Source organism: Paenibacillus tepidiphilus (genome assembly GCF_008635795.1).
Lineage (GTDB): Bacteria > Bacillota > Bacilli > Paenibacillales > Paenibacillaceae > Paenibacillus_AQ > Paenibacillus_AQ tepidiphilus.
In genome coordinates this window covers 93,954-115,147 of the sequence record NZ_VWRQ01000008.1, presented here as the reverse complement: position 1 = coordinate 115,147, position 21,194 = coordinate 93,954, and the positions used below count along the sequence as shown (strand labels likewise).

The window sequence follows — 21,194 nt, the reverse complement described above, 5'->3', positions numbered from 1 at the left end:
GGGAGCGCCTGTTACACGCCCTTCTCTACAGCTTCTTTAATCTTGGCCGCGAACTGCTCCGGCGTAACCGCTTTGCCGAACAGCGCCTGAATCATATCAAGATGGACCTGGGCGGCATTCGGCTTCATCTGCACATCGGCATACAGTGTAATACTGCTGGCGTTGTTCAGCTCGTTCAGAAGCTCCACGTACAGCGGTGGTAAGTCTCCGGCGGAGGTATCCACCTTGGTGGCCGGAATAACACCGGCCTTGGTTACGGAGGCTTCACCCCATTTGCCGACAAAATACTCCACGAACGCCTTGGCCTCCTCCTTCACCTTGGAGGCCTCGGCTACAAACAGCCCTACACCGGGACCGCCCACCCAGCTGTCGATATTGCCTTTTCCGCCCGCTACCGTCGGAAATTTGAAGAAGCCGACCTTGTCCTTGAACTCCTGCGGAATATCCGGATTCGTGGTGAAGTCCGGCAGCTCCCAGGTACCCGTCAGGTACATGGCCGCCTTTTCATTCGTAAACTCCAGCTTGCCCTCTTCGTTCGACAATCCGTTAAATCCGGTATTGAAGGCGTTCAGATCGACCAGCCTCTGCACTTCCGCCGCCGCCCGGATCAACCCGGATTCATCAAAAGGGGTAGCGGCGCCGGTGGCATTCCCCATCGTATAGCTGCCTGCGATCCGGTCAGCCAGGTACATATACCACAGCGAGCCGGTCCAGCGGTCTTTGTTGCCGAGGGCAATCGGCGCTACGCCGACACCGACCAGCTTCTGTACCACCTGCTGGAATTCCTCATAGGTGGTCGGAACCTCTAAATGATTCTTCGCAAAGATCTCTTTATTGTAATAAATTGGACAGATATTCAGCTCAATCGGCAGCGCATAGGTCACGCCATCCACCGCATAGGCTTCGGTGGTGCCGGGGACAAATTTATTCTTCAGCTGTTTACCGGCGAGAATATCATCCAGGGGAGCGTATAGTCCTGCTTTGACATAGGGCTCGATGAAGCCGGCTCCCCAGGTAATTCCGACATCGGGCAGGTCATTGGAAGCGGACAGCACCTTCAGCTTGTTCTTGTACTGCTCATTCTCCAGCACTCCCTGCTTGATGGTTACATTCGGATGCTCCTGCTCGTACTCGTCGACAATCTGCGCCACCAGTTTATACTGCTGGGCGGAACTGTCCGCCGGCCACAGGTGCATCAGACTGATCGTGACCTTTTCGGGGGAGGCCCCGGCCTTAATAGCGGTTGAACCACCGTTCTCTGCAGCCGTGCTGCCGCTTCCGGGGGCATGGTTACGGCTCCCGTCGCATCCGGCGAGCAGGGTCATGAACGCCGCAGTGAGCACCAGACCATGGGTCAACCTGTTCCTTGACATTGCCATAACCTCCATTAGTATCGGTTGCGCGGCCCACTGTAACCGCTATCATTCAAATTCTAGCACCGCCATAGGAGGTTTATAAGACCACAATTATTGGTTAAAACTCCACTTTTATTGGGTGTTGTCCGCGTTGCCGGTTATCTGCTGGCGATAGCGGCTGGGGCTGATGCCTTCGTGCTCCTTGAATACTCTGATGAAATACTTATCCGTACGGTAGCCAATGCTCTCCCCAATCTCGCCGATGGACAGCCGGGACTTTACCAGCAATTCCTTGGCCCGCTGGAGACGCAGCCGTGTTACGTACTCGCTAAACGGCACGCCTGTCTGCTCCTTGAACAATACGCTGAAATAGCTGGCGTTCAGATGCAGGCGCGCCGCCACTTCGGCCATGGTCAACGGCTCGCTCATATGGCCGGCCACATAGGCCAGCGCTTCCCGGACCGCCTCGCCCATCACGGGCTCGTCCGGATCAATCTCCAGCAGCTTGCGGTCCGCCAGCTTCACCATCTTCTCCCGCCGCTGCTCCTCTTCCTCATGCTTCAGCGCTTCCTCCGCCACCTGCAGCAGCTCCGCCTTGTCAAGCGGCTTCAGCAAATAATTGAATGCACCAAGCTGCAGTGCCTGCTGCACATAAGTGAATTCGGCGTACCCGGAGATGACGATTACCACCGGCTTGCGCTGGGCTCCCGCCAGGGAGCGGATCAGATCCAGACCGCTGACTACCGGCATCCGCACATCGGTAATGAGCAGATTCACCCGCTCCGTGAGCAGCCGTTCACGGGCCTCAACACCGTTCTCGGCCGTTTCCACCGTATAGCGTCCCGCTGCCCACTGCTCCAGCGTTTGCTTGATCCCCTGGCGGGTCCGCGGCTCATCGTCAACAACCAGGATCGTCTTATTGACCATACTCATCCCTGCTCCCCCCGTGATTCGGAATTTCAAAGGCTATGACGGTGCCTTGTCCCGGCTTGCTGACGATCTGCAGCCCCTCCATTTCACCTTCGACCCCGCTGTAATATAGCTTCAGCCGCCGCTGGACATTGAAGAGTCCCACACCGTTTCCCTTGACCGAGATGGACGGGCCGCCATCCAGTGTGCGGTATAAGGCGCGCAGCTTGTCCTCATCCATGCCCGGTCCGTTGTCGCTGACGCTGACCCGCGTCCATCCCGCACGTTCGGAAGGCTCGGCGGTAACGCTGACGCTGCCGTTGCCGATCCGGCTCTCCACTCCGTGCAGGATGGCATTCTCCACAATCGGCTGCACCAGCAGCTTCGGGACCGGCACAGCCGACTCCGGCGCTGCGAGCGCAAGGCTCCAGCTGAACCGCTCGCCGAGCCGCATCTCCATAATCTGCAAGTAACGCCGCACCTGCTCCATCTCTTCCTTCAGCGTCACCCATTCATCCTTATCAGAGTTGCCGATGATATACCGGAACAACCGTGACATCACGACCACCATCCCAGCCAACTCCTCTTCACCCTTCTCCTCCAGCGACCAGTTAAAGGCCTCCAGCGTGTTGAAGAGGAAATGCGGATTGATTTGTGCCTGAAGCGCTTTCAGCTCGGTACGGCTCTGCAGCACCTCCTTCTCATAGACGACACGGATCAGTTCGTTCATATTGGCAATCATCCCGTTATACGTATTATTCAGCTCCCTGATCTCCATGGTGGAGACCGCCTGGGGATGAGGACTGGGAGTCAGTACGCCCATCCGCGATTTGCGCATCGCCCGGATCAGCTGCATGATCGGCCGCGTTATCATCGTGGAGAGCAGAAACGACATGATGAGAAACAGCAAGGTGCCGATCCCGCCCGATATCAGCAGTACTGTCCGCAGCACAGAAAGGCCTGCGGTGACGTAGCTGACCGGCGTCAGCACAAGCAGCGTCCAGTTTGTCTTCTCCGACCTCTGCTTGACCTGCACATATTCCTTGCCCTGAAATTCCACAGTCTGCTCCGTGCTGCCAAGCAGCGGCAGCAGGCTCATGGCGGGGTCGTCACCGCTCCCCAGCAGCTGCCCCTTGTCATCGACCAGCAGGATGGATTCACCGCTGTCACTTTCCGCAAGCGGGTCATTCAGCTGGAAGTAGCTGCGCTGAATCCGGGCGATCAGATAGCCGCCCCGCGAGAACCAGCGGTCCATCAGGCTGACCTGGCGGATCGCCAGCAGACTCTGGTCGTCGTTCGGATCCATGCCGATCCAGACCAGCCTGCCCTTTTGCAGATTGGCCTCGCTGATATGACGGCTCTCGATCCGCGTACTCAGCATCCCATCCTTGATCGGAAACAGCAGATCGTAATCGGCCGTATACAGCTCAAGCGAGCCGACGCTCGGCAGGTAGGCCTGGTAGCTGGACACCACCTGCAGCAGCGATTGCCGCTGATTGAAGGAGACCTCCTTGCCGCCAAGCTCCTCGAGCAGCAGCTTTTGTACCGTCGGATGATTGGCGACCTGCTCCATGAGGCTGTCGATCTGGTCGATCTGCGCATCCAGTCGGCCGCTGGCCTGAACCGCCGTTTGCTGGATATGGCGTTCGGCGTTATTTTTCAGCAGAGAGGATACTCTTTCATACACAAACACTCCCGATACCAGCAGAATAATCAGCATGACCAGCAGAAAGCCGATGAATATTTGGTTGCGCAGCGTATTCAGTTCCTTAAACCGTTCATGCACCTTGGCATTCCCTCTTCCCTGACCATTCGCTGACCATGATTCCAACTTAATTCTCCAAAAGCAGCCGCACTTGTCAAGCAAATCTTGCCGCACCGCCCCACTTCAGGCGCTGTATACCGGCGGATAATCCGCTTCGTACACAGCAACAAGCCCCTGAACAAAGCTTCCTTCCGGAAGGGTTTGCTCAAGGGCCCGTTCCGCCGCCGGCGGGGCTTGTCGCTTCTGCTATCGAATGCCGGAACAGGGAGCGGAACGCTAGTCGATATACCCGGCCAATCCCTTATCCATCAAGTAATCCATTTCTGCTTCCAGGATCGTTTCGACGGTCAGCTCATCCAGCTTCACATCGCGTCTTCCGGTAATATAATCGAGCAGATCGTCCATGTCGATATCGACATCACCTTTGCTGTCCGCTTTGGCTTTATTAAGAAAATCCTGCTCATGCTTCAGCACCAGCCTGATCTGCTGCGGGTCCGCCTTACTCTCGGCGGCCAGGACCGCCAGCAGTTCCTGTTCATTGATTTGCTCGTTCATATACGTTAATTCACTCCTCTGCGTTCATGCACAGCCATTGTAGCATAAGGCAGGACAAGCTCCAAGCTTATCCGTTCCAGCCGGGAACCTGGCGCAAATCGCCGTCAAGGATCTGGTACGTGCTGCCGATGGGGACTCCTCTGGGAGAAGATGCCGTCTGAAGATAACAGGAGTCTATCCCGACTGTGTTGGCGCCGGCGATATCGGTACGCGGATCGTTGCCGATCATAATGGCCGAGCGTAAATCCGCTCCGTATGTATCCGCCAGGTAGCGGTAGAACAGCGGATCGGGCTTACTGATTCCGGCCTCCGACGAGATGGCGATCCCGTCGAACATATGAATGATGCCGAGCATGGTCAGCTCCGCTTCGATGAAGGTCTTCTGGCCGTTGGAGAGCAGAAACACCTTTTTGCCGCGCTTCTTAAGGGTCTGAAGAATTTCTGTCACGCCATCATACAGCGAGATGTGATTCATCGACAGCGTACGTACCCAGCGCACCGTTTCATGCAGCCAGGCATCCGCAGGTTGCCCGCCCAGCTCACCGGCTACGGTCCGGAACACCTCCTCCATCACGAAGTCGGGGTGCTCGCACTTCTTCGCGGCTGCAGCAAGCTGTTGGTCCCGCTCCTCCAGATACCGGGCCTTAAGCTCACTCGCGGTCACACGCATTCCCTGATAGCCAAAATGCAGCGCCAGGCGCTCCCACAATTCGGCATGTTCCTCATCCGTCTCGATATCAATCAGCGTGCCGTATAGATCAAAGATATAAGTATCATACATGTCTTTACCCTCTCTCTTCTATTACTGCCGGATGGCCTTTCGGATCTGACTTATCCATCGTAACAGACGGCGGTGTATTCTCTCAATGCGTTTGAGCTTAATTCAGGTTCTACAAAATGACTTAAAAATCACTGCAACAATATGTGACCTCCTTGCGTCAGGTAGATGAATGCATACAAATACAACACCAAAGGAGCCAATTATGAAACCAATTCTCAAAACCAGCGCAGTACTTCTGACTCTGTCCATGGCACTTACAACAGGTGCAGCATTAGCCGCCCCTGCAATTACTTCCATAAGCAAACCCCCTCAGGCTTCCACAACGGCAGCCGCAGGCGTCTTCACCATCAACGTTAACGGCTCCGCCCTGAATGAAACCGGCAATCAGCCGTCCGGCGTCAAAGAGCCTCTGATTCCGCTGCGTGCGGTTGCCGAAGCCCTGGGCTTCGAGCTGACCTGGAATAACACTACAAAGACCGTAGATGTGAGCAAAGACAATATCTTCACAACCGTGAAGAGCGGTGAAGACCGTTATGCCGTTAACAAGATGAGCACCACTCTGGGCACGGCTCCGGTGACCCAAGCGAACAAGCTGTACGTACCGGTATCCTTCATCAGCGAAGTACTCCGGCAGACCATCGCTGTAGAGGGCAATCAGGTTCTGATTTCCAGCCCTGTGGTCCATGCCCAGTCCACCGGCATTATTACTGCCATCCATAGCTCCGGTAAATATCAGTCCATCCAGATTAACGGTGTAGGAATCTCCGGAACGGTTCTGAATATCGGTGAAGACACTGCATTCCTGGCGGCCGACGGCAGCAAGATTAATCTGGAGGATCTGCACATCGGAACAACTGTCGCCGTTGAGCATGCCAACTTCCAGACCATGAGCCTGCCGCCGCAAACGCCGGCTTACATCATCACCGTACAGGATGAGAAGGTTCAGGAGGACCTGCTGGGCACGGACGGCCCCATTGGAGAAGTCAGCAAATCGGCAGACGGTTCACTGAGCTTCCACATCAAGGGCGACAAGCTGACCGATCTGTCGCAAAGCGAGATTGTGCTGCGCGTGGATAAAGACACGGTTATCATCAACGACAAAGGGGAAGCTCTGGACAGCTCTGCCCTTGTACAAGGCGCTAAGGTTACCGCCTTCTACGGACCGGTTATGACCCGGAGCCTGCCGCCGATCGGCGGGGCGGAGAAGGTAATCGTCTCCTCAATGCAAGACCTTGACCTGGACGCTGCCCAGGATTCGGCAGATAACGCTGTTCAGAATCCACAGGACACGATCAAGCCTTTCACGAATTAACAAAAAGCCCCCGGAACTCGTCTTGGCGAATTCCGGGGGCTTTGCAGGTTAAAGTCTAGAGATTCCTATCTCAATACGTACAGCTCTTCGTCATCCAGCATTTGTCCTGTACTGACAAATCCGAAACTCTCATAAACATATTTACCTTTTGTATTCAAAGGATCGGTAGACAGATAGATCTCCTCGCAGCCGAATTGCTCCTGCATATCTTCGACAATTAAGGCAAGCGCCAGCTTTCCGTAACCGTGTCCCTGAAACCTTCTGTCGATCATAAATCTGCGAATTTCATGGAAACTGCCGTTCTCCGGAATACCGTACATGGCAAAGCCGATCATATTGCCCTCATGCTCAATGGCCTTTATAGTCCAGCTTTCTTCAAAGAACGACTCGACAATCGAATAAGCATTGGAAGCAACGAATTCCTCATCGAGTGTATGCCGGTTGTCTTTATTCGTAGTCAGCAATACTACTCTCAGCCAATTCTCCCTGGTTACATCAACAAGTCTCATTCTATGGGCTCCCTCACTCACGGCATTCATTCTGGATAAATTGACTTTAGAGCCTAGAGCTACCCTTTCAGCGCCTCCCGCCACGAAGACGGACGCCCCAGCGTAACCTTGTTCTTCCCGGTCGATTTGGAGATATAAAGCGCATCGTCGGCTTCGCGGTACAATTCCTCGAAGGTGACGTCCTTGCGCTGCGTATAGGCGATGCCTATACTGACGGTCAGCCGGATGCGGTGTCCCCCGTCCAGACGGACAGTGTGGTTCCCCATCGTGATCCGGAAATGCTCGGCCTCCCGCAGCGCCGCTTCTTCTCCCTCTGCCCGGAAGAAGACGGCAAATTCCTCACCGCCCACACGGCCGGCAATGCCGCTCTCACAGTATACGTTCAGCATTTTTTGGGCAAAATCCACCAGCGCCTGGTCGCCGGCCATATGCCCGTATGTATCGTTGATAAGTTTAAAATCGTCTATGTCGAACAGCAGCAGCGCTACCCCGGCTCCGCTTTGAGACAGATGATGCTGCACCATCCGCATGAAATGCCTGCGATTGTAGAGACCCGTCAGATCATCGACCGTGGCCTGATACAATAATTCCCGTTCGTACCGCTTCTTCTCGCTTAGATCACTGAGTACGATCAGCATTCCTGCATCTTCGGCAACGCTGCGTTCCGTGGCAATCAGAGAGACGCCGTACCAGATCTCATCCGTTCCGGTGGCATCAATTTCGAACTGCCCCTCCGTCCGCCGCGCGTAATGCACCGCAATCTCCCCGTAATACTCCAGAAGACTGTATATATTTCTGCCCATCCAGCGGGTACCGTGGCCTCCGGCCAGCGTAGACAGCATGACGTCTGCGGCCTCATTCACCACAATAATGTTATCGTAATGATCGGTCAGGACAATGCCATCCTTCATATTCTCAAAGATCTTGTTCTTGACCGCAGGATCACCGGCTACCCGGGAGTCACGGAGCAATATGAAATATGCGGCAATCATCGGGGGAAGATAGGTAAACGCCGTAAAGCCCGTAATTTCAATCTTGAGAACCGGCAGCAGAAAACTGCAGACCACCGGGACAGACAGCGAGGCCAGGAGCAGCAGGGTTGGCCAAAAATAAGCCTTCGGCGAGCTTCGCAGCGAAGCGGCCAGCAGACAGACGGCATAGAGGCCGATTAACTGGTCGTACGCAATAAACAGCATGCTGAGCAGCGTCGGGTGAACAGCTACCCCGCTCACGCCGGCCACCGTGATCAGGCCGATGTCACCGCGCATCAGCTCATGGTAGCCGTCCGTAAAGATGAGCAGAACATAAACAGCGACGGGAATACAAAACAAGGCAAGCCGCCTGGCTAGCCCTTCCGAAGTTTGGGACACATACTCTCTGACCACGGCGTAAGTCAAGATCGTGCTGAGGAACAGCGGGGGCTGCTGCACATTCTTCCACCATAGCTTGGTCTGCAAAGCAGGCGCCAGAATCTCTCCGGCCGTAGATATAAACATTACGCTGACAAGCAGCATTAGAATCCATAGATAGCGTCGTCCCGTCCTGCTGCGGTTCCTGAAAGATTCGACGCTCATGTAGAGACTTAGAACACTGCCCATTAATAAATAATACGGATAACCCTGCATCCACGGCATGTCATATTTCTCCTAATTTCAGATAGCTTGGTTATTATTATAACTTACTCTATCAAACAAATGAATCACTCTTGTAAAAATTTTCAAACGCACAACGAAGACCCCGCAGGCGTCCCGCGGAGTCTTCAAAAGGTGAGAAGCGGTTTATTTAATTATGCCAATTTCCAATTGCTAGGGGGCTGTTCCCGAAAACAAGCGCCTGAATCTCGCTCTCGCTTTCTTCTTCCCTTTCAGATAGTACATGGGTTAATCAACTACCTTTCGGAATACACAGGACATGTTCTTCCAGCCGTTAATTGATACCTGCCACTTCCCACCTGCTCATTATTACCCGATCTGTCCGCGGCTTAAACAGCGAGTTACTCCGCCATCTTACGCAGCATATGCAGCAGCTCGCTGTTCTGGCGGAACCCGGCAGCCTCCAGCCATTCCCGCACCAGCCTGTCAGCGCTGGAAATATGTACGGCCCGAAGGCCCGGAGGCTTGCCGCCCGCATAATCCCGGTAGGCGAATACGGTACCCAGCATATGCGCTGTAACCTCACCGGCGGCGGCTGTCCCCTCCCGCAGCCTGCCAGGATATAACTGAATCCCGGTAAGCTCGCCGGCAGCCGAGTATTGCCGCCGGAACAGCACATAGCCGATGACAGAGCCTTCGCGCTCGGCAATCAGGCAGCGGCCGTCCGGAAGGCTGGTCCACAGCGCCTGCCAGGGCGTCGTATAATCATAGAACGGGAGGGCTGCAGCGACGGCAGCGGCTTCTTCCCGCAGCCGCAGTCCGGGTACATCCACGGGCTTGCCGACCCGAGCAGCCTCCCCGTCAAGGCTATAGATAAGCGTGCTGCCGGCTCCGCGGTATCCGTATTTCTCATACAGTGTAATGGCTTTCTCATTCTGCACAAAAGCTTCCAGGCAAGCCGTACGGACGCCGGCCCTGGCATAGCGCTCCAGATTCTCCTCCATCAGGCGGCTGCCGAGCCCCTGTCCGCGGTATTCCGGCAGCACAGCGGTGCCGCCGTTCCAGGCGCGCTTCTCTCCGGCGATGTCGCGGATGGCATTCAGTGTAAAGGCTGCCGGTTCACCGCCGCGAAGCAGTATGACCGAGTGCTCCGGCTCAATGCCTTCGCGGGCCATCCGCCCCATATACACCTGGTAATCCATCCGCATATCAGCATAATAGCCCTGAAATCCGCGGTTCCACGCCTCCAGCGCCGTGGCCAGCGCAACCTCGCTCACCGATTTACATTCAATCATTCAGCGGACTCTCCTCTCTTCTTTAGAGCGCTCTCACGGTGCCGCCGTCAATCAGCAGCGACTGCCCCTCCTTCTTCTCGTCCATGACCCGGGTATCCCGCTGCTGTCCTGACTGCACGGACATTAAGTTGAACTTATTGTAGTACAGCCAGGCATGCCGGTCCAGCCCGGACACAAACAGGCGAAGGGCATTCCATTCGCCCCTCGCCTGTCTGTTTAGCTTATTTATATTACACATCATACTCGAGCTGCTTCTTGGCCTCCACAATGAAGTGGAGCGGGCTCTCGATCGTATCCGCATTGTATTCCACAGCTCCGATCTTCAGCCCAAGGCTGACCTTGTACTTGCCGGAGAATTCCGTATCGTTGAGCTGCTGAAGCCGCACCTTTATCCGCTCGATCACCACCTTCGCCCCTTCGTTATCCGTGAAGAGCAGCAGCCCCCAGGTTGCTTCTTCCTTGTCGAGCAAATACAGCGCATCATTGGTGCGGATGCTGGACTGGCTAAGCTGGGAGACATCGTAGACCGCCTCCGACAGCTGATCCCCCGGAATCAGCCGGCGGATCTCGCTCCAGTATTTCACCTTGATGACCAGCAGCGTAAGCGGAATGCCGTAACGGACGGAAATGCCTGTGAACAGCTGCGTATCCTTCTGGAAGGAGACGCTGTTGCGCAGGTCGGTATTCTCATCCACCGCTGCGAGGCTGGACATCCGCTTCTTCAGCTGCTCATTCTCCGTCTGCAGCTCCCGGCTGGCGGTGGTAAAGAACCATAGCGCGACTGTGAGCAGCGGGGTCATGATCAGCCAGAAATAGGTATGCAGGCCAATGGTCTCACCCAGCGTTACCGTACGGTAGACTATATAGAACCCGTAGACGAAGATGAACGCCAGATTCAGCGTCAGGCCCGCTGTGACCGTGGTGAAATAGGTAACCAGGGCCAGCAGAAAGGCGATCGTCAGAATAATGATATTCTGCATGTAATCCCCCGGCATTCCGCCGATGAAGAGAATGCAGATAAATACAAGCACCAGAAAGGCAAGAAATCCGGCATCCGACATCAGCCCGCGGTTACGGTTCACGCTTATCACCACGTTTCTTCAGATGTTTGCGCAGCAGCAGCAGCAGGGCCACAAGCACCAGGGCCACGGCCAGGACAACGGCCGCCACGAACCCGAGCACTTCCGGCCGGTCCTTAATCTGGTCCAGCGCGGATTCCCCTTCTGCCGCCGCTGTAATCTTGAAGCGGTAGGCGCCGACCTTTCCGTCTTTGTCTACCGCTACGCCGTCGCCGAACACCTTCCATTTACCGGACTCGGTAGACAGCAGCTGCGCAGCGCGAAACACGTTCTCGCCCTGCACACCTGTCACAGCCAGAAAGCCCATGCCGCCGGCATAAGGCGATTCGAGCAGCTGCAGGCTGCCGATTCCGCTGCCGTATGTCTCCTCAATGCTCATTTTCTCATTGGAGAGCAGGGTGGAGCCGTCATCGCTGAACTTGAAATACAGCTTGTCGTTGTTATCGCGGATCACTTTATTGTTCGCAAAAGAACCGATGGCGATCACATTGTTGTTCTTGAGATTGTCGGCGGAGACGTCATCGGTATAATAATGCACATCTCCGGTGTTGCCGCCGGTATACCGTCCAAGCAGATTGAACAGGCCGCCGAGTGTACGATAGGTGTAGTCATCCATGTCCTGCGGCAATACGACCGCCACATGGTTATAGATCTCATCGCGCAGGAAGGGATACGGATAGTTGTTGAACAGCAGCTCCGTACGGTCCTTGGTGTTCAACTGCATCGCCGATTCCTTGCTGATGTAAGCCCATGGCATTTCTTCAGTGTTCGGCGTACATGCATTGCCCTCCATCTCCAGATCAAAGGCTACCCTGACCGAGAAATTCCCCGATACATCCAGATTCTTGGGTACGGTTAAATTCAGCGTATCCCCGTTCGCCAGCTCTTTCTGCAGCTTCTTGCTCCCGATAGGCGTGTCGTTGATGCTGACCGTTATCAGCGAGCGCTCGAAGTCGAGATTCTGCGCATAGCGGAAATCGAGACTGATCTGCCCGGAATCAGCAATGGAGCGATTAGCCGGAAGCTGTATATAATACGTCTGCTCCCGGTGGTTCGGCCCGCTGAGCCTATCGCCTGTTTCGGTGAACGCAATCGTCCTGCTGATCGGTGTCACGCCCTGCTCTATCCGGGTTGAACCGTCAACGCGCTTGAGCTCCCCGCTGAGCTGTGAGACCAGTTCCTGATTCGCCAGCAGCCGGCCTGCTTTAATCAGCAGACTCTCATCCTTGGAGGTTACCACCAGCGTCGGCGCGGTCTCCTTGTTCACCAGCTGAATCAGCGCCTGTGCGCCGAGATCGGCGGTGGTATCCAGCTTAGCCTGAAGCCCCGCCGGCAGCCGGTCGTACATCGCAACCAGGACAACAGCTTTCTTATCGGCTATGGTATCGCTCCGGTAAGGCAGCAGCGGAATGGTCTTATCGGTGAGCATGTTCGCCTTCACCATCCCCGACAGGGCATATGTGGCAGCTTCCAGCTCAGGTCCCGAAGCATTCTCGGGCACGGTCACGATGCTCTGGTTGCGCGATACCGTGTCGATCCCCGAGAAGCGTGTATTGAATTCGCTGATGCCTCCGGCAAGCGGCCGTTCCGTATACTTCACGGCAATGCTGGAGGTGTTGTACAGATGCAGCCAATTGTCCGGAGATTCGTTGACATTGCAGAGCACATGGCCGGCCGACTCCGGTTCTGTCATCGCCTGCAGGGAGCCCTGAATCTCGAGCGTGTTCACGCCTTTCTTCAGGAAGCCTACCGGCGCCGCAACGCGTACGGTCTGCTCTCCATTATTCTGCAGGGAAGGCCGGAAGGAATAGAACGGACTTCCGTTCAGCGACAGCGTCACGCTGGAGCGCTGTTCCTCGGTCAGCTGGGAGAGCTGAAAGTGCAGCTCCACCGTCACCGCCTGAACCTGCCAGTAATCCATGACCGTGAAGAATTGCTGCTGCGCCTCCGTGCCCGACAGCGCATTGGCGCTGCCGGTAAACCCGGTCTCGTAGGACAGGCTGCCGCTGCCCGAAGCTGCGGGGGCGGCCTGGACCGCAGCGGCTTGCAGCAGGACAAGCACGAGGCAGAGCGCCCAGATCATCAGGTGTTTTTTGTTCATGTTGTTCTCTCCTGTATCCTCATTTGCTTGTACCTGCCTGGCCGGCAGGCGTCAGAAGCGTTCCGTCTTGTACCATTTGGCTTCCCGCTTAAAAATAGTGTCTTTGATATAATTAAACATTCCGTTGGCCGCCACTACCATCCACAGCTGGCAGTAAGAGACATACATCAGCATGATAATCCCCAGATTGGAGAAGCTCATCTCGCCTTTCTCTGTTGTCAGTGTAATGAAGACACCGACCACGAACAGAAGAATGGCCAGCAGCCACAGGAAGCTGCTCAGTCCGGCAATGGTAGTATGCACATATCCCATGGCATGCAGCACCAGCAGCGCGTCGGATGTCAGGAGCGAGAGCAGCAGCAGGAAATAGATCGACAGATAGTAGAGAATATCGAAGCGGATCTTGGCTGCCTTCCGGTCCAGGAGGAGCGGAAGGTTCTTCACAATGACGTAGACATTGCCTTTGGCCCAGCGGGTCCGCTGCCGGAACCAGACCTTTACCGTCTGCGGCTCCTGCTCCCAGGTCACCGCCTTCGGCTGGAATTTGATCCGGTAGCCCATGCGGTAGATACGGAAGCTGATTTCTGTGTCCTCGGCCAGCGCCTTGACGTCCCAGCCGCCGACCTCCTCCACAATCGACCGCCGCATAATATAGTTGGTCCCGGGGATCGTGCACAGCTTGAACAGCTTCCATCGTCCTGCCTGAGCCATCCATTGAAACGATAACGTCTCAATATTGATGAACCGGGTCATCAGACTGGCATCACGGTTGCGGGTGCGGAATTTGCCGATGACCGCCCCCAGCCGCGGATCAGCCGTAATTTCGGCCACCAGAATCCTCAGCGCCGGCCGCTCCGGCGTATTGTCGGCATCATAGATGGCGATCAGCTCCCCCTTGCTGCGGGTAAAACCGATATTAAGCGCATTGGATTTGCCTTTGCCGCCCGTGACCGCATCCGTATTGATCACCAGCAGGTTACGTTCCGGATATTTCTGCTGAATCGCCTCCAGCAGCCCGGCGCTGTTATCTGCCGAATTATCATTAATGACTATAATCTCGTACCGGTCATGGGGATAATCCAGTGCGAGCAGCGATTCCACCGTCCGCCCGATCACTTTCCCCTCGTTGTGGGCCGGCACCATAATCGAGACGAACGGATACCCTCCCTTGATCTCGGGCAACTCTTCCGCTTCGGTCTGGATGTAATATAAATACCCCGCGATGATCAGTGCTACATTCACCAGCAGCAAGGACCAGATGCAAATGACCGCAATCACCATCAGCACGTCTGGAATCGTCATGAGGATCGCCTGCTTTCAGGGTGATATTATTTCAAATATTTCTTCAGGTATAGCCTGCGGCCGATCAGGAGAAGCCCGCCGAACAGCAGCAGTGCGGCAATAATCACCACGATAAAAAAGGTGCTCTGCACACTGAACAGCCTCGCGAAGCTGACCTTCTGATCCTCCTGGTACTGGTAATTGCCGTCGATCGCCTGCGGGGAATACCCGACGTTCAAGGCTGCACCGTTAAGGGTAATCACTCCGCCGGATGAGCTAATCGTGTTGTTCTCAGTCTCCACCCGGTGGATGCCCTGCCTGAAATCGGCAAAATCAATCCAGCTCTCCTGCAGCCGCTGCAGCATGGCTTCCAGCTCCGCCTCTGTCTGCGGCAGCTCCAGCGTCACCGCCGTATCCAGCGGCAGCTGCGGCCGCGCCTTGCCGGCATGCGGCAAGGCGGACAGCTCCTCCAAATTCATGGTATATACACTGGAGGCGAACGCCCTGGAAACATTGGTCTGTTCCATATAGAAGACCTGCTCATCCGGGAACAGCACGGCCGAATCGAAGAAGCCCATCCCTGCCGTTGCATATTCCTTGTCGTAGGTCCAGTAGTTCTCGGCGGCGATGCCGAGCGGAGCGATGTCCGCTCCGGCCAATACATCAATGAAGGTGCTCATCTTGCCGTGCAGCGTGCGGTCGCTGCTGTTGATCGGCGGCCGCACCGCCGGAGCATTGATAAGAATGCTGCCGTTATAGGACTGCACCATCCGCAGTGCCTCCGCATACCGCTCCATAGCCGGGAAATCATGATTCCCGAACACCGGCCGCACGCTGGCTACGAACGGGATGCCGCTGTCATACAGGCGTTCCGCCGTTTCCTCCAGCAGCTCCAGATCGGAGAACGGATAAATCTCCCGCAGCACGAGATAGGTATGCGGTGCAGCTGTGGCCCCGAACCAGTCCCGCAGCACATAGCTCATGCCCAGCAGACCGGCCCTACCCTGAAAGTACGGAACATACGTGTAGCTGCCTTCGCTTACGGCAAAAGGCGCCTCTACACCGCCGTCTTCAAATGACAGGCTCCCGAACGACCGCACGCCCCGGAAGGAAACGATATAGGGCATATCGGCGGCATTCAGGTCCAAGCCGTCAATCCCTCCGATGGATAAGCTGGCACGGGTTCCGGGATACACTTCCGTCTTCAGGGACATTGCCTCACGCAGCACATCCGGCGCGTGATAGCCGATATGCAGCAGCTTGCCATGAAACGCGGCCACATCCTCTGCATATTCCGGCTTTATGGAATCTATCTCACCCGTGTTCATAACAGTAATTACCCGGGAATAGGCATTCATTTGCCCCGCCTGGTATTCATCAAGCCCCAGCAGGGTGACCTCTGCACTATAAGCGGCCAGCAGCCGCTGCAGCTCTGCGATGTTGCCAGCCTTCTCCGTTCCGGCAGCGAGACTATCATACAGCAGAAGCACCCGCTCTCCCCCAGCCGCACGCGCGGACGAAGAGGGCATCAACACGGGCGACAGGATCAGCAGAGCCAGTAAGACAATGGCCAGCCGCTTCATATACTCACACCCTTGCCGGAAGCCGGTCTCTCTCCGGCAGACGGTCCCGGACGCGGCGCAATAGCTGCCGGCAGCTTGCGTTCTGCGGAGGTGAACAGACGGCCGGCTACACCGGACACCGTCAGGAGGATTATCAGGTCGAACGAGAAGGTGAACAGGAACTCATGCTTGGCAATATCGGCGTCCCCCGCACCGATAATCGAGACGAAGATTCCCGATAAGCCGACGAGCATGGCGGCAGTAATCAGCACCAGGCGCTGCATGCCCCTGGCATCGCGCTGCTTGGCGGCATGTACGAAGGAGGGCATATAGATGCCGACCGTAACAGCCATCCAGAGCAGAATGAAGCTGAATGTCTTGGGCGCCAGATTTGCCTTCAGCATGCTGTAAAGGGTGAAGAAATGGCTTTGCGCCCGGAATTCATGGCCGGCCGCCTGCTCATAATTGCCCATTGCCGCCGGCTTGATCGTATAGGCGCTTTCCGCCGCCGTATCGAGAATCTTCCCGAACTGGTCCGGATGGGCCGCATAATATTTCAGAATCGATACGAAGCCGTAGCGATTGAAGAAGTCCTGCTGCAGAATATCCGACTTCACATCCGCCGTACCGTACTGGTCGTAATACGTATTCTCTTTTAGAATGGCAAACTGCTTGTTCATCCCGAAGGACTCCAGCGCCGACTCCGGATTGTCGGACATCAGCAGCACCCCGCGGGTCATGGCGTGATACTGGTTGATGTTGACGAATTCATCGGAAATGCTCACATAGGTCGCCACACCCGCCAGCAGCATCGCAGCCGCAGAGGCTCCTGTCAGCCAGCGGAACAGCCGCTCCTTGCGGATCCAGAAGAGCGAAACAGACAGCGCGGCGACAATGACGCCCACCGGCGCATTCTGCTGCTTGGAGGTCGTCAGGATCAGCGTGCTGATCAGCAGCAGGAACAGCAGCGCATAATCGTTGTACCGTCCCCGGTACAGCAGCAGCCATGCTGCAAACACAAACATCATCATAATCATCACGATGCTCTCGCCGAAGAAGGAGCTGAAGTAGGCCGTGTACCCCGTATCACCGAAGATCAAGACGGCAATCGCCGCCACCACCATCCCCCGCCTGCGGGTCATCCGGCAAGTGAGTCCCTCCACCAGCAGATAAACAGCCGCCACATAAAGCACCAGATAAATAGCCGCCTGAAAGCGGATATCGAACACTTCACTGCTGTAAAACAGCTTGTTCAGCCCGATCGCCAGCTTGATAAAGAGCGACTGCGAGGACTGCAGCATCGTGCCGTTCTCGTTGTAATATTGAAAGATGCCGAACTGGCGGACAAAATAGCCAAAATACTGGCTGTCGTAATCCGGAGCATTAAAGTACAGCCCGTTGCTGTATATAATGCGGAAAAAGTCGCCGTTGTCGGCCATCCCGATAAACGGGGGGACGAACAGGGCCACGAAAGCAATCAGCAGTACTCCGGATGCCGCCAGAGCGGCGGGCGAAATGCGGAGACCGGCAAGCAGGATGCTCTGCCGCAGCGTTGTTTTTACCAGGTTGCCATTCATGCGGGGTCACCTTCATTCACTTCATTGTGGGGTATAGGAATAAGCCGACAGTGCCATCAGATTGTCAAAAGAATATGCCTCTCCGGTCTCCACATTTCCGAATCCGCCGTAGAGCGGGCTTGCCTCGTCGGTAATCCGGAATTCGTTCATCCGTTCAATGCTGCGGCGGTACAAGCCTTCATCACCGGCCTCCCGGCCGATCATCGCCGCCAGTGCATAAATCGCTGTAGAACGGATATCGTTTGCCGGCACCCCGTCCCGCCGGTACTGCCCGTAAAGCGTGCCCGCATCTACCCGCTCGTTAATGAAGCGGATGCTCTGCGGATTATGTCTCCCCATTTCGGTCAAATGCAGAATGCTGAGCAGCGATTCCACCGTATTTATAGTTTCGGAGCGGTATGTCCCGCTCTCGTAATCGAACCGTGTCTCATAGAACGGAAAGTCATCCGAGATATAGCCGTCTTCCAATATTCCGGTCATATTATGCAGCAGAATCCCGCGATCATCGCTAGGAATCGACAAATTTCGCAATACATCCAGATTAATATAACACAAAGTTATATAGTTGTTGGTATTATTGTAAATATTGTCATATAAGTCATACATATAGCCATTTTTCACATTCATATTATAAAATCTCTGTCCATACCGCTCCGCCGCCTGTGTGAAGCTGCTATCCTGAAAGGTCTCTCCTGCGGCTACCAGCGCCCCGATCAGCCTGAGATCATCGACCGCAGCGTTGACAGAATATTGCCTGCTGTACTTTGGACTGTAACGGTAGCTGAATCCGCCCTCCATATCGAATATCTCCTGCGCCTGCTCCCAAACCTGCACGAACCGTTCCCGCTCGCCCCTTTGCACTGCGCTTTGCATCATCAGCGATGCCGATTCACTAAGCACCTCATGCCCTGTGGCGGCTTCTCCCGACTGTGCGCTTTCTGCAAGATTGGTGTACACGCCGTAAGGACCTGTCAGCTCTTTATCAATAAAAGCCAGCAACTCCCTTTCCTCCCGGCTGTGGCTTACATGCGCCGGCTGCCGCGACGGCACAGGGCCGGCAGATGCTTCGATGTCCGGGTTCCCCGGACCGCTATTATCTATATCCTTACCATTGCCACCCTTACAGGAGACCAGCAAGAGGAGTACTAAGAGAATGCCAGCGGCTTGTATAAGCCTATTGTTCAAACGATCACCTCCCGGATGAGTATGCAGATTTCCCAGCAGCCATCCTACCATTTATAACGGTATAAAATATCACAAATTTTAGGGTAAATGTGTACAATTTGTGCATATCATCGGATTCCTCCAATATTTTTTACATCTCTCCATGGATGTAGACGCAGGCGCCTCTATTTCCCGTTTCGCGGTACTTTCTCTGGCTTGCTTGGAGGGACTAACCCTTGGAAGCCAAAAAAACCGGGCAGCGTCCCCATGAAGGGAGTGCTGCCCGGCTCGTTATATTCCTTTAATCCTCCGATAGGTTTCTTCATCGGAGACAATATACAACCTCGCGCCGTCTGGAATTGCCTGGCCCAGCTTGCGGTTGATGCCAAGATCGCCGTGGTCGGAGAGCAGGGTAGCTCCCTGCTGAAGCAGAGCCTGAAAAGCATCTCCATAGGTCTTCCATGCCGGATTGCAGGGAATTTCATAGATGTCATCGCCATGCTGGCGGCTGAGCAATTGGGTGATGACCTCAGAGTTGCCTTCCTGCAGCGCCGACCGTACGGCGAGGCGGGATACCGCATCATGCGACACCACGAATTCATTGATATGCACGTGGCGGAAATTCTGAATATTCTTCTCCTGCAGGATTTCCACGGTAGTATGCACCTGCGGAGCGATTCGTTCAATGCTGGACGCGATCAGCAGCGATTTGCCGTCCACCAGCGAAGGCTCGTCGATCCGGGTATCGCCGAAGATGATCGCCGCCCGGGCCTCCTCAATGTTGGCCTTGTGCAGAATGTCGTCCGCCGACCCGTCCCCGCTAATAAAGTGCACCTGCTCAAGCTGCTCCAGCGGATGCCGCCCGCTCTCATCAATAATGACAATCCGGCATTTCGGCTGATAGCAGAGAATTTCATCCACCGCCGCCTGCGTTTTACGGCTCCAGTTAATCAGTACAACATGATCCTTCCCCTGAAAGCTCAACGTTCCGGCTCCTCTCCTCCGCTGTACTTCTCCAAACGCTTCGACAATCTTGCCGATCACCAGACTGAGCAGGCCGATTCCGAAAATATACAGGAACATCGTAAACAGCCTTCCAGCAGCCGTGGCCGCGAAGAAATCGCCGTAGCCTACGGTGGACATCGTAGTCATCACCCAGTACAGGGCGTTGAACCATTGCCCGAAGGTGTCCGGCTCCAGCAGGAAGGCGACGGTCGCACACAGCAGAATGAACGCCAGGATGAGCAGCGCAATGGATTTGTTCTTAAACTTCATCAGCTTGCCGGTGATTCTAAGGATAAAATGCACCTGTCCCCCCGCCTCCCGCGAAAGCCGTTAAATAATCAGACTGCTTACCGCAAAGGCGGTTCCGACGAACACGAGGCAGAGCATTGTGCCTACGGCCGTGTTGCCCTTCTCCAGCTCCTGTGAAATGCGGAATCCCGGCGTAAATAGCTCAAACACCCAGTAAGCCACAATCAGGCAGACATAACCCACTGCGAACCAGAGCATCATGTGCCAGATGGAGGTGTTGGTATAGGCCGCCACACCGATGATGATCGCAGTCGCCAGGAATTTGCCGCCCAGTGCCAGCGCTACTGCCACATTCCCCTTCTTCAGCTCCTCCATATCTTTGAACGGCGTCATCAGCTGGAAGATAACCATCCCGAGTACTTGCAGCAGAATGATCGTTAATACGCTGACTACAATATTAATTACAATCGTCAATTCGCCCACCCCCTGAATTTTGCATAAGCCAAGTCATAATCGGCAAAATCATGCACTTCCTCCAGCACGACGGAGGCGGTCTTCTGTTTCTCCAGCGCCTTGTAGCGATCATTGTCGATCGGCTGCTTGATCCGGTTGCCCGAAGGCAGCTCCAGGACGGCGAAGTTCCGCGTCTTGCCCTGATACGATGTCTGGTAGACGCCCACCAGATCGACATCGGTCGTGATGGACACCTTCAGATTGGATAGATCGTCGATGGCAGCCTGATGATCCGGATAGGTCTTCAGCGTGTCCCAGGCGGACAGATTGATCTCGTTCTTCTGATCCGCCGTCGTCGTCAATTCGGCGTCCATAAACTGCAGGGTCCACACCTTGTCTCCGGTGGCATAATTGTTGTCGTTCGGCAGCAGTTCGTTGTCCGGCAGCACAGTCATGTCGCTGCCGACCAGATCGCCGACGGTGCTCTCCACCACCCGATAATCCCACGGTACGGTTGCCACACTGTCGGTTGTTTCAGCCGCCGGTGCTCCGGTATGAAACACACTGTCCTGATTGCCGCATGCGCTGAGCAGCATAACCGCTGTCAGCAGCAGTGCGAGCACTCCGGCGCGGGCTCTGCCGGCCCGCAT

Annotated in this window: 19 protein-coding genes; 1 reads left to right on the top strand and 18 read right to left on the bottom strand. The window is 55.4% G+C overall.

What is annotated here, in order from left to right:
• Positions 1-11: 11 nt before the first annotated feature.
• The 5 genes from F1379_RS12465 to F1379_RS12445 form a co-directional block, all read right to left on the bottom strand.
• Positions 12-1,373, bottom strand: coding sequence for an extracellular solute-binding protein (locus F1379_RS12465; RefSeq protein ID WP_150270014.1), 1,362 nt, complete (start codon positions 1,371-1,373; stop codon positions 12-14).
• A 114-nt stretch (positions 1,374-1,487) separates the two neighbouring features.
• Positions 1,488-2,288, bottom strand: coding sequence for a response regulator transcription factor (locus F1379_RS12460; RefSeq protein WP_150270012.1), 801 nt, complete (start codon positions 2,286-2,288; stop codon positions 1,488-1,490).
• Complete coding sequence (locus F1379_RS12455) at positions 2,272-4,050, bottom strand: sensor histidine kinase (RefSeq protein ID WP_150270297.1); 1,779 nt, start codon at positions 4,048-4,050, stop codon at positions 2,272-2,274. The genes F1379_RS12460 and F1379_RS12455 overlap by 17 nt, the downstream gene beginning before the upstream one ends.
• A gap of 255 nt (positions 4,051-4,305) precedes the next feature.
• Positions 4,306-4,584 (bottom strand): hypothetical protein, encoded by a 279-nt coding sequence (locus F1379_RS12450; RefSeq protein ID WP_150270010.1) that lies wholly within the window; start codon positions 4,582-4,584, stop codon positions 4,306-4,308.
• Positions 4,585-4,651: 67 nt separating this feature from the next.
• Positions 4,652-5,365: an HAD family hydrolase gene (locus F1379_RS12445; protein WP_150270008.1), complete on the bottom strand. Its 714-nt coding sequence runs from the start codon at positions 5,363-5,365 to the stop codon at positions 4,652-4,654.
• Positions 5,366-5,567: 202 nt separating this feature from the next.
• On the opposite strand from F1379_RS12445, the gene F1379_RS12440 reads away from it, so the two are divergent.
• Positions 5,568-6,677, top strand: a complete 1,110-nt coding sequence (locus F1379_RS12440; protein ID WP_150270005.1) for a copper amine oxidase N-terminal domain-containing protein — start codon at positions 5,568-5,570, stop codon at positions 6,675-6,677.
• A 65-nt stretch (positions 6,678-6,742) separates the two neighbouring features.
• On the opposite strand, the gene F1379_RS12435 is transcribed toward F1379_RS12440, so the two are convergent.
• The 13 genes from F1379_RS12435 to F1379_RS12375 form a co-directional block, all read right to left on the bottom strand.
• Entirely contained in the window at positions 6,743-7,186 is a 444-nt protein-coding gene (locus tag F1379_RS12435; RefSeq protein ID WP_150270003.1) for a GNAT family N-acetyltransferase, read from the bottom strand.
• A gap of 59 nt (positions 7,187-7,245) precedes the next feature.
• Positions 7,246-8,820, bottom strand: coding sequence for a histidine kinase N-terminal 7TM domain-containing diguanylate cyclase (locus F1379_RS12430; protein WP_150270000.1), 1,575 nt, complete (start codon positions 8,818-8,820; stop codon positions 7,246-7,248).
• Between the two features lie 359 nt (positions 8,821-9,179).
• Complete coding sequence (locus tag F1379_RS12425; protein WP_150269997.1) at positions 9,180-10,073, bottom strand: GNAT family N-acetyltransferase; 894 nt, start codon at positions 10,071-10,073, stop codon at positions 9,180-9,182.
• Between the two features lie 22 nt (positions 10,074-10,095).
• A complete protein-coding gene (locus tag F1379_RS12420) occupies positions 10,096-10,314 on the bottom strand; it encodes a hypothetical protein (protein WP_150269995.1) in 219 nt (72 codons plus the stop codon).
• The gene (locus F1379_RS12415) at positions 10,304-11,155 is read right to left on the bottom strand and encodes a diguanylate cyclase domain-containing protein (RefSeq protein WP_203457088.1); all 852 of its coding nucleotides are present in this window, start codon (positions 11,153-11,155) and stop codon (positions 10,304-10,306) included. The genes F1379_RS12420 and F1379_RS12415 overlap by 11 nt, the downstream gene beginning before the upstream one ends.
• Positions 11,145-13,253 (bottom strand): cellulose biosynthesis cyclic di-GMP-binding regulatory protein BcsB, encoded by a 2,109-nt coding sequence (locus tag F1379_RS12410; protein WP_150269993.1) that lies wholly within the window; start codon positions 13,251-13,253, stop codon positions 11,145-11,147. Before F1379_RS12410 ends, F1379_RS12415 begins: the two co-directional genes overlap by 11 nt.
• Before the next feature lie 51 nt (positions 13,254-13,304).
• Positions 13,305-14,555 carry a glycosyltransferase family 2 protein gene (locus F1379_RS12405; protein ID WP_150269991.1) on the bottom strand — a complete coding sequence of 417 codons (1,251 nt, stop codon included), beginning with the start codon at positions 14,553-14,555 and terminating at the stop codon, positions 13,305-13,307.
• 26 nt (positions 14,556-14,581) lie between these two features.
• Complete coding sequence (locus F1379_RS12400; protein ID WP_150269988.1) at positions 14,582-16,117, bottom strand: hypothetical protein; 1,536 nt, start codon at positions 16,115-16,117, stop codon at positions 14,582-14,584.
• A complete protein-coding gene (wsfD, locus tag F1379_RS12395) occupies positions 16,114-17,673 on the bottom strand; it encodes a glycan biosynthesis hexose transferase WsfD (protein ID WP_203457087.1) in 1,560 nt (519 codons plus the stop codon). The genes F1379_RS12400 and wsfD overlap by 4 nt, the downstream gene beginning before the upstream one ends.
• 21 nt (positions 17,674-17,694) lie before the next feature.
• On the bottom strand, positions 17,695-18,672 hold the full coding sequence (locus tag F1379_RS12390; protein ID WP_239004650.1) for a glycosyl hydrolase family 8: 978 nt from the start codon (positions 18,670-18,672) through the stop codon (positions 17,695-17,697).
• 456 nt (positions 18,673-19,128) lie between these two features.
• The gene (locus F1379_RS12385) at positions 19,129-20,145 is read right to left on the bottom strand and encodes a potassium channel family protein (protein ID WP_150269984.1); all 1,017 of its coding nucleotides are present in this window, start codon (positions 20,143-20,145) and stop codon (positions 19,129-19,131) included.
• Between the two features lie 27 nt (positions 20,146-20,172).
• Entirely contained in the window at positions 20,173-20,565 is a 393-nt protein-coding gene (locus F1379_RS12380; RefSeq protein ID WP_150269982.1) for a DUF350 domain-containing protein, read from the bottom strand.
• A complete protein-coding gene (locus tag F1379_RS12375; RefSeq protein ID WP_150270293.1) occupies positions 20,562-21,194 on the bottom strand; it encodes a hypothetical protein in 633 nt (210 codons plus the stop codon). The genes F1379_RS12380 and F1379_RS12375 overlap by 4 nt, the downstream gene beginning before the upstream one ends.

Bases quoted from the DNA above. Each gene is read 5' to 3' on its own strand.
- F1379_RS12465 (WP_150270014.1), bottom strand. From the start codon at position 1,373: ATGTCAAGGAACAGGTTGACCCATGGTCTGGTGCTCACTGCGGCGTTC.
- F1379_RS12460 (WP_150270012.1), bottom strand. From the start codon at position 2,288: ATGAGTATGGTCAATAAGACGATCCTGGTTGTTGACGATGAGCCGCGG.
- F1379_RS12450 (WP_150270010.1), bottom strand. From the start codon at position 4,584: ATGAACGAGCAAATCAATGAACAGGAACTGCTGGCGGTCCTGGCCGCC.
- F1379_RS12445 (WP_150270008.1), bottom strand. From the start codon at position 5,365: ATGTATGATACTTATATCTTTGATCTATACGGCACGCTGATTGATATC.
- F1379_RS12440 (WP_150270005.1), top strand. From the start codon at position 5,568: ATGAAACCAATTCTCAAAACCAGCGCAGTACTTCTGACTCTGTCCATG.
- F1379_RS12435 (WP_150270003.1), bottom strand. From the start codon at position 7,186: ATGAGACTTGTTGATGTAACCAGGGAGAATTGGCTGAGAGTAGTATTG.
- F1379_RS12430 (WP_150270000.1), bottom strand. From the start codon at position 8,820: ATGCCGTGGATGCAGGGTTATCCGTATTATTTATTAATGGGCAGTGTT.
- F1379_RS12425 (WP_150269997.1), bottom strand. From the start codon at position 10,073: ATGATTGAATGTAAATCGGTGAGCGAGGTTGCGCTGGCCACGGCGCTG.
- F1379_RS12420 (WP_150269995.1), bottom strand. From the start codon at position 10,314: ATGATGTGTAATATAAATAAGCTAAACAGACAGGCGAGGGGCGAATGG.
- F1379_RS12410 (WP_150269993.1), bottom strand. From the start codon at position 13,253: ATGAACAAAAAACACCTGATGATCTGGGCGCTCTGCCTCGTGCTTGTC.
- F1379_RS12405 (WP_150269991.1), bottom strand. From the start codon at position 14,555: ATGACGATTCCAGACGTGCTGATGGTGATTGCGGTCATTTGCATCTGG.
- F1379_RS12400 (WP_150269988.1), bottom strand. From the start codon at position 16,117: ATGAAGCGGCTGGCCATTGTCTTACTGGCTCTGCTGATCCTGTCGCCC.
- wsfD (WP_203457087.1), bottom strand. From the start codon at position 17,673: ATGAATGGCAACCTGGTAAAAACAACGCTGCGGCAGAGCATCCTGCTT.
- F1379_RS12375 (WP_150270293.1), bottom strand. From the start codon at position 21,194: ATGCGGGCCGGCAGAGCCCGCGCCGGAGTGCTCGCACTGCTGCTGACA.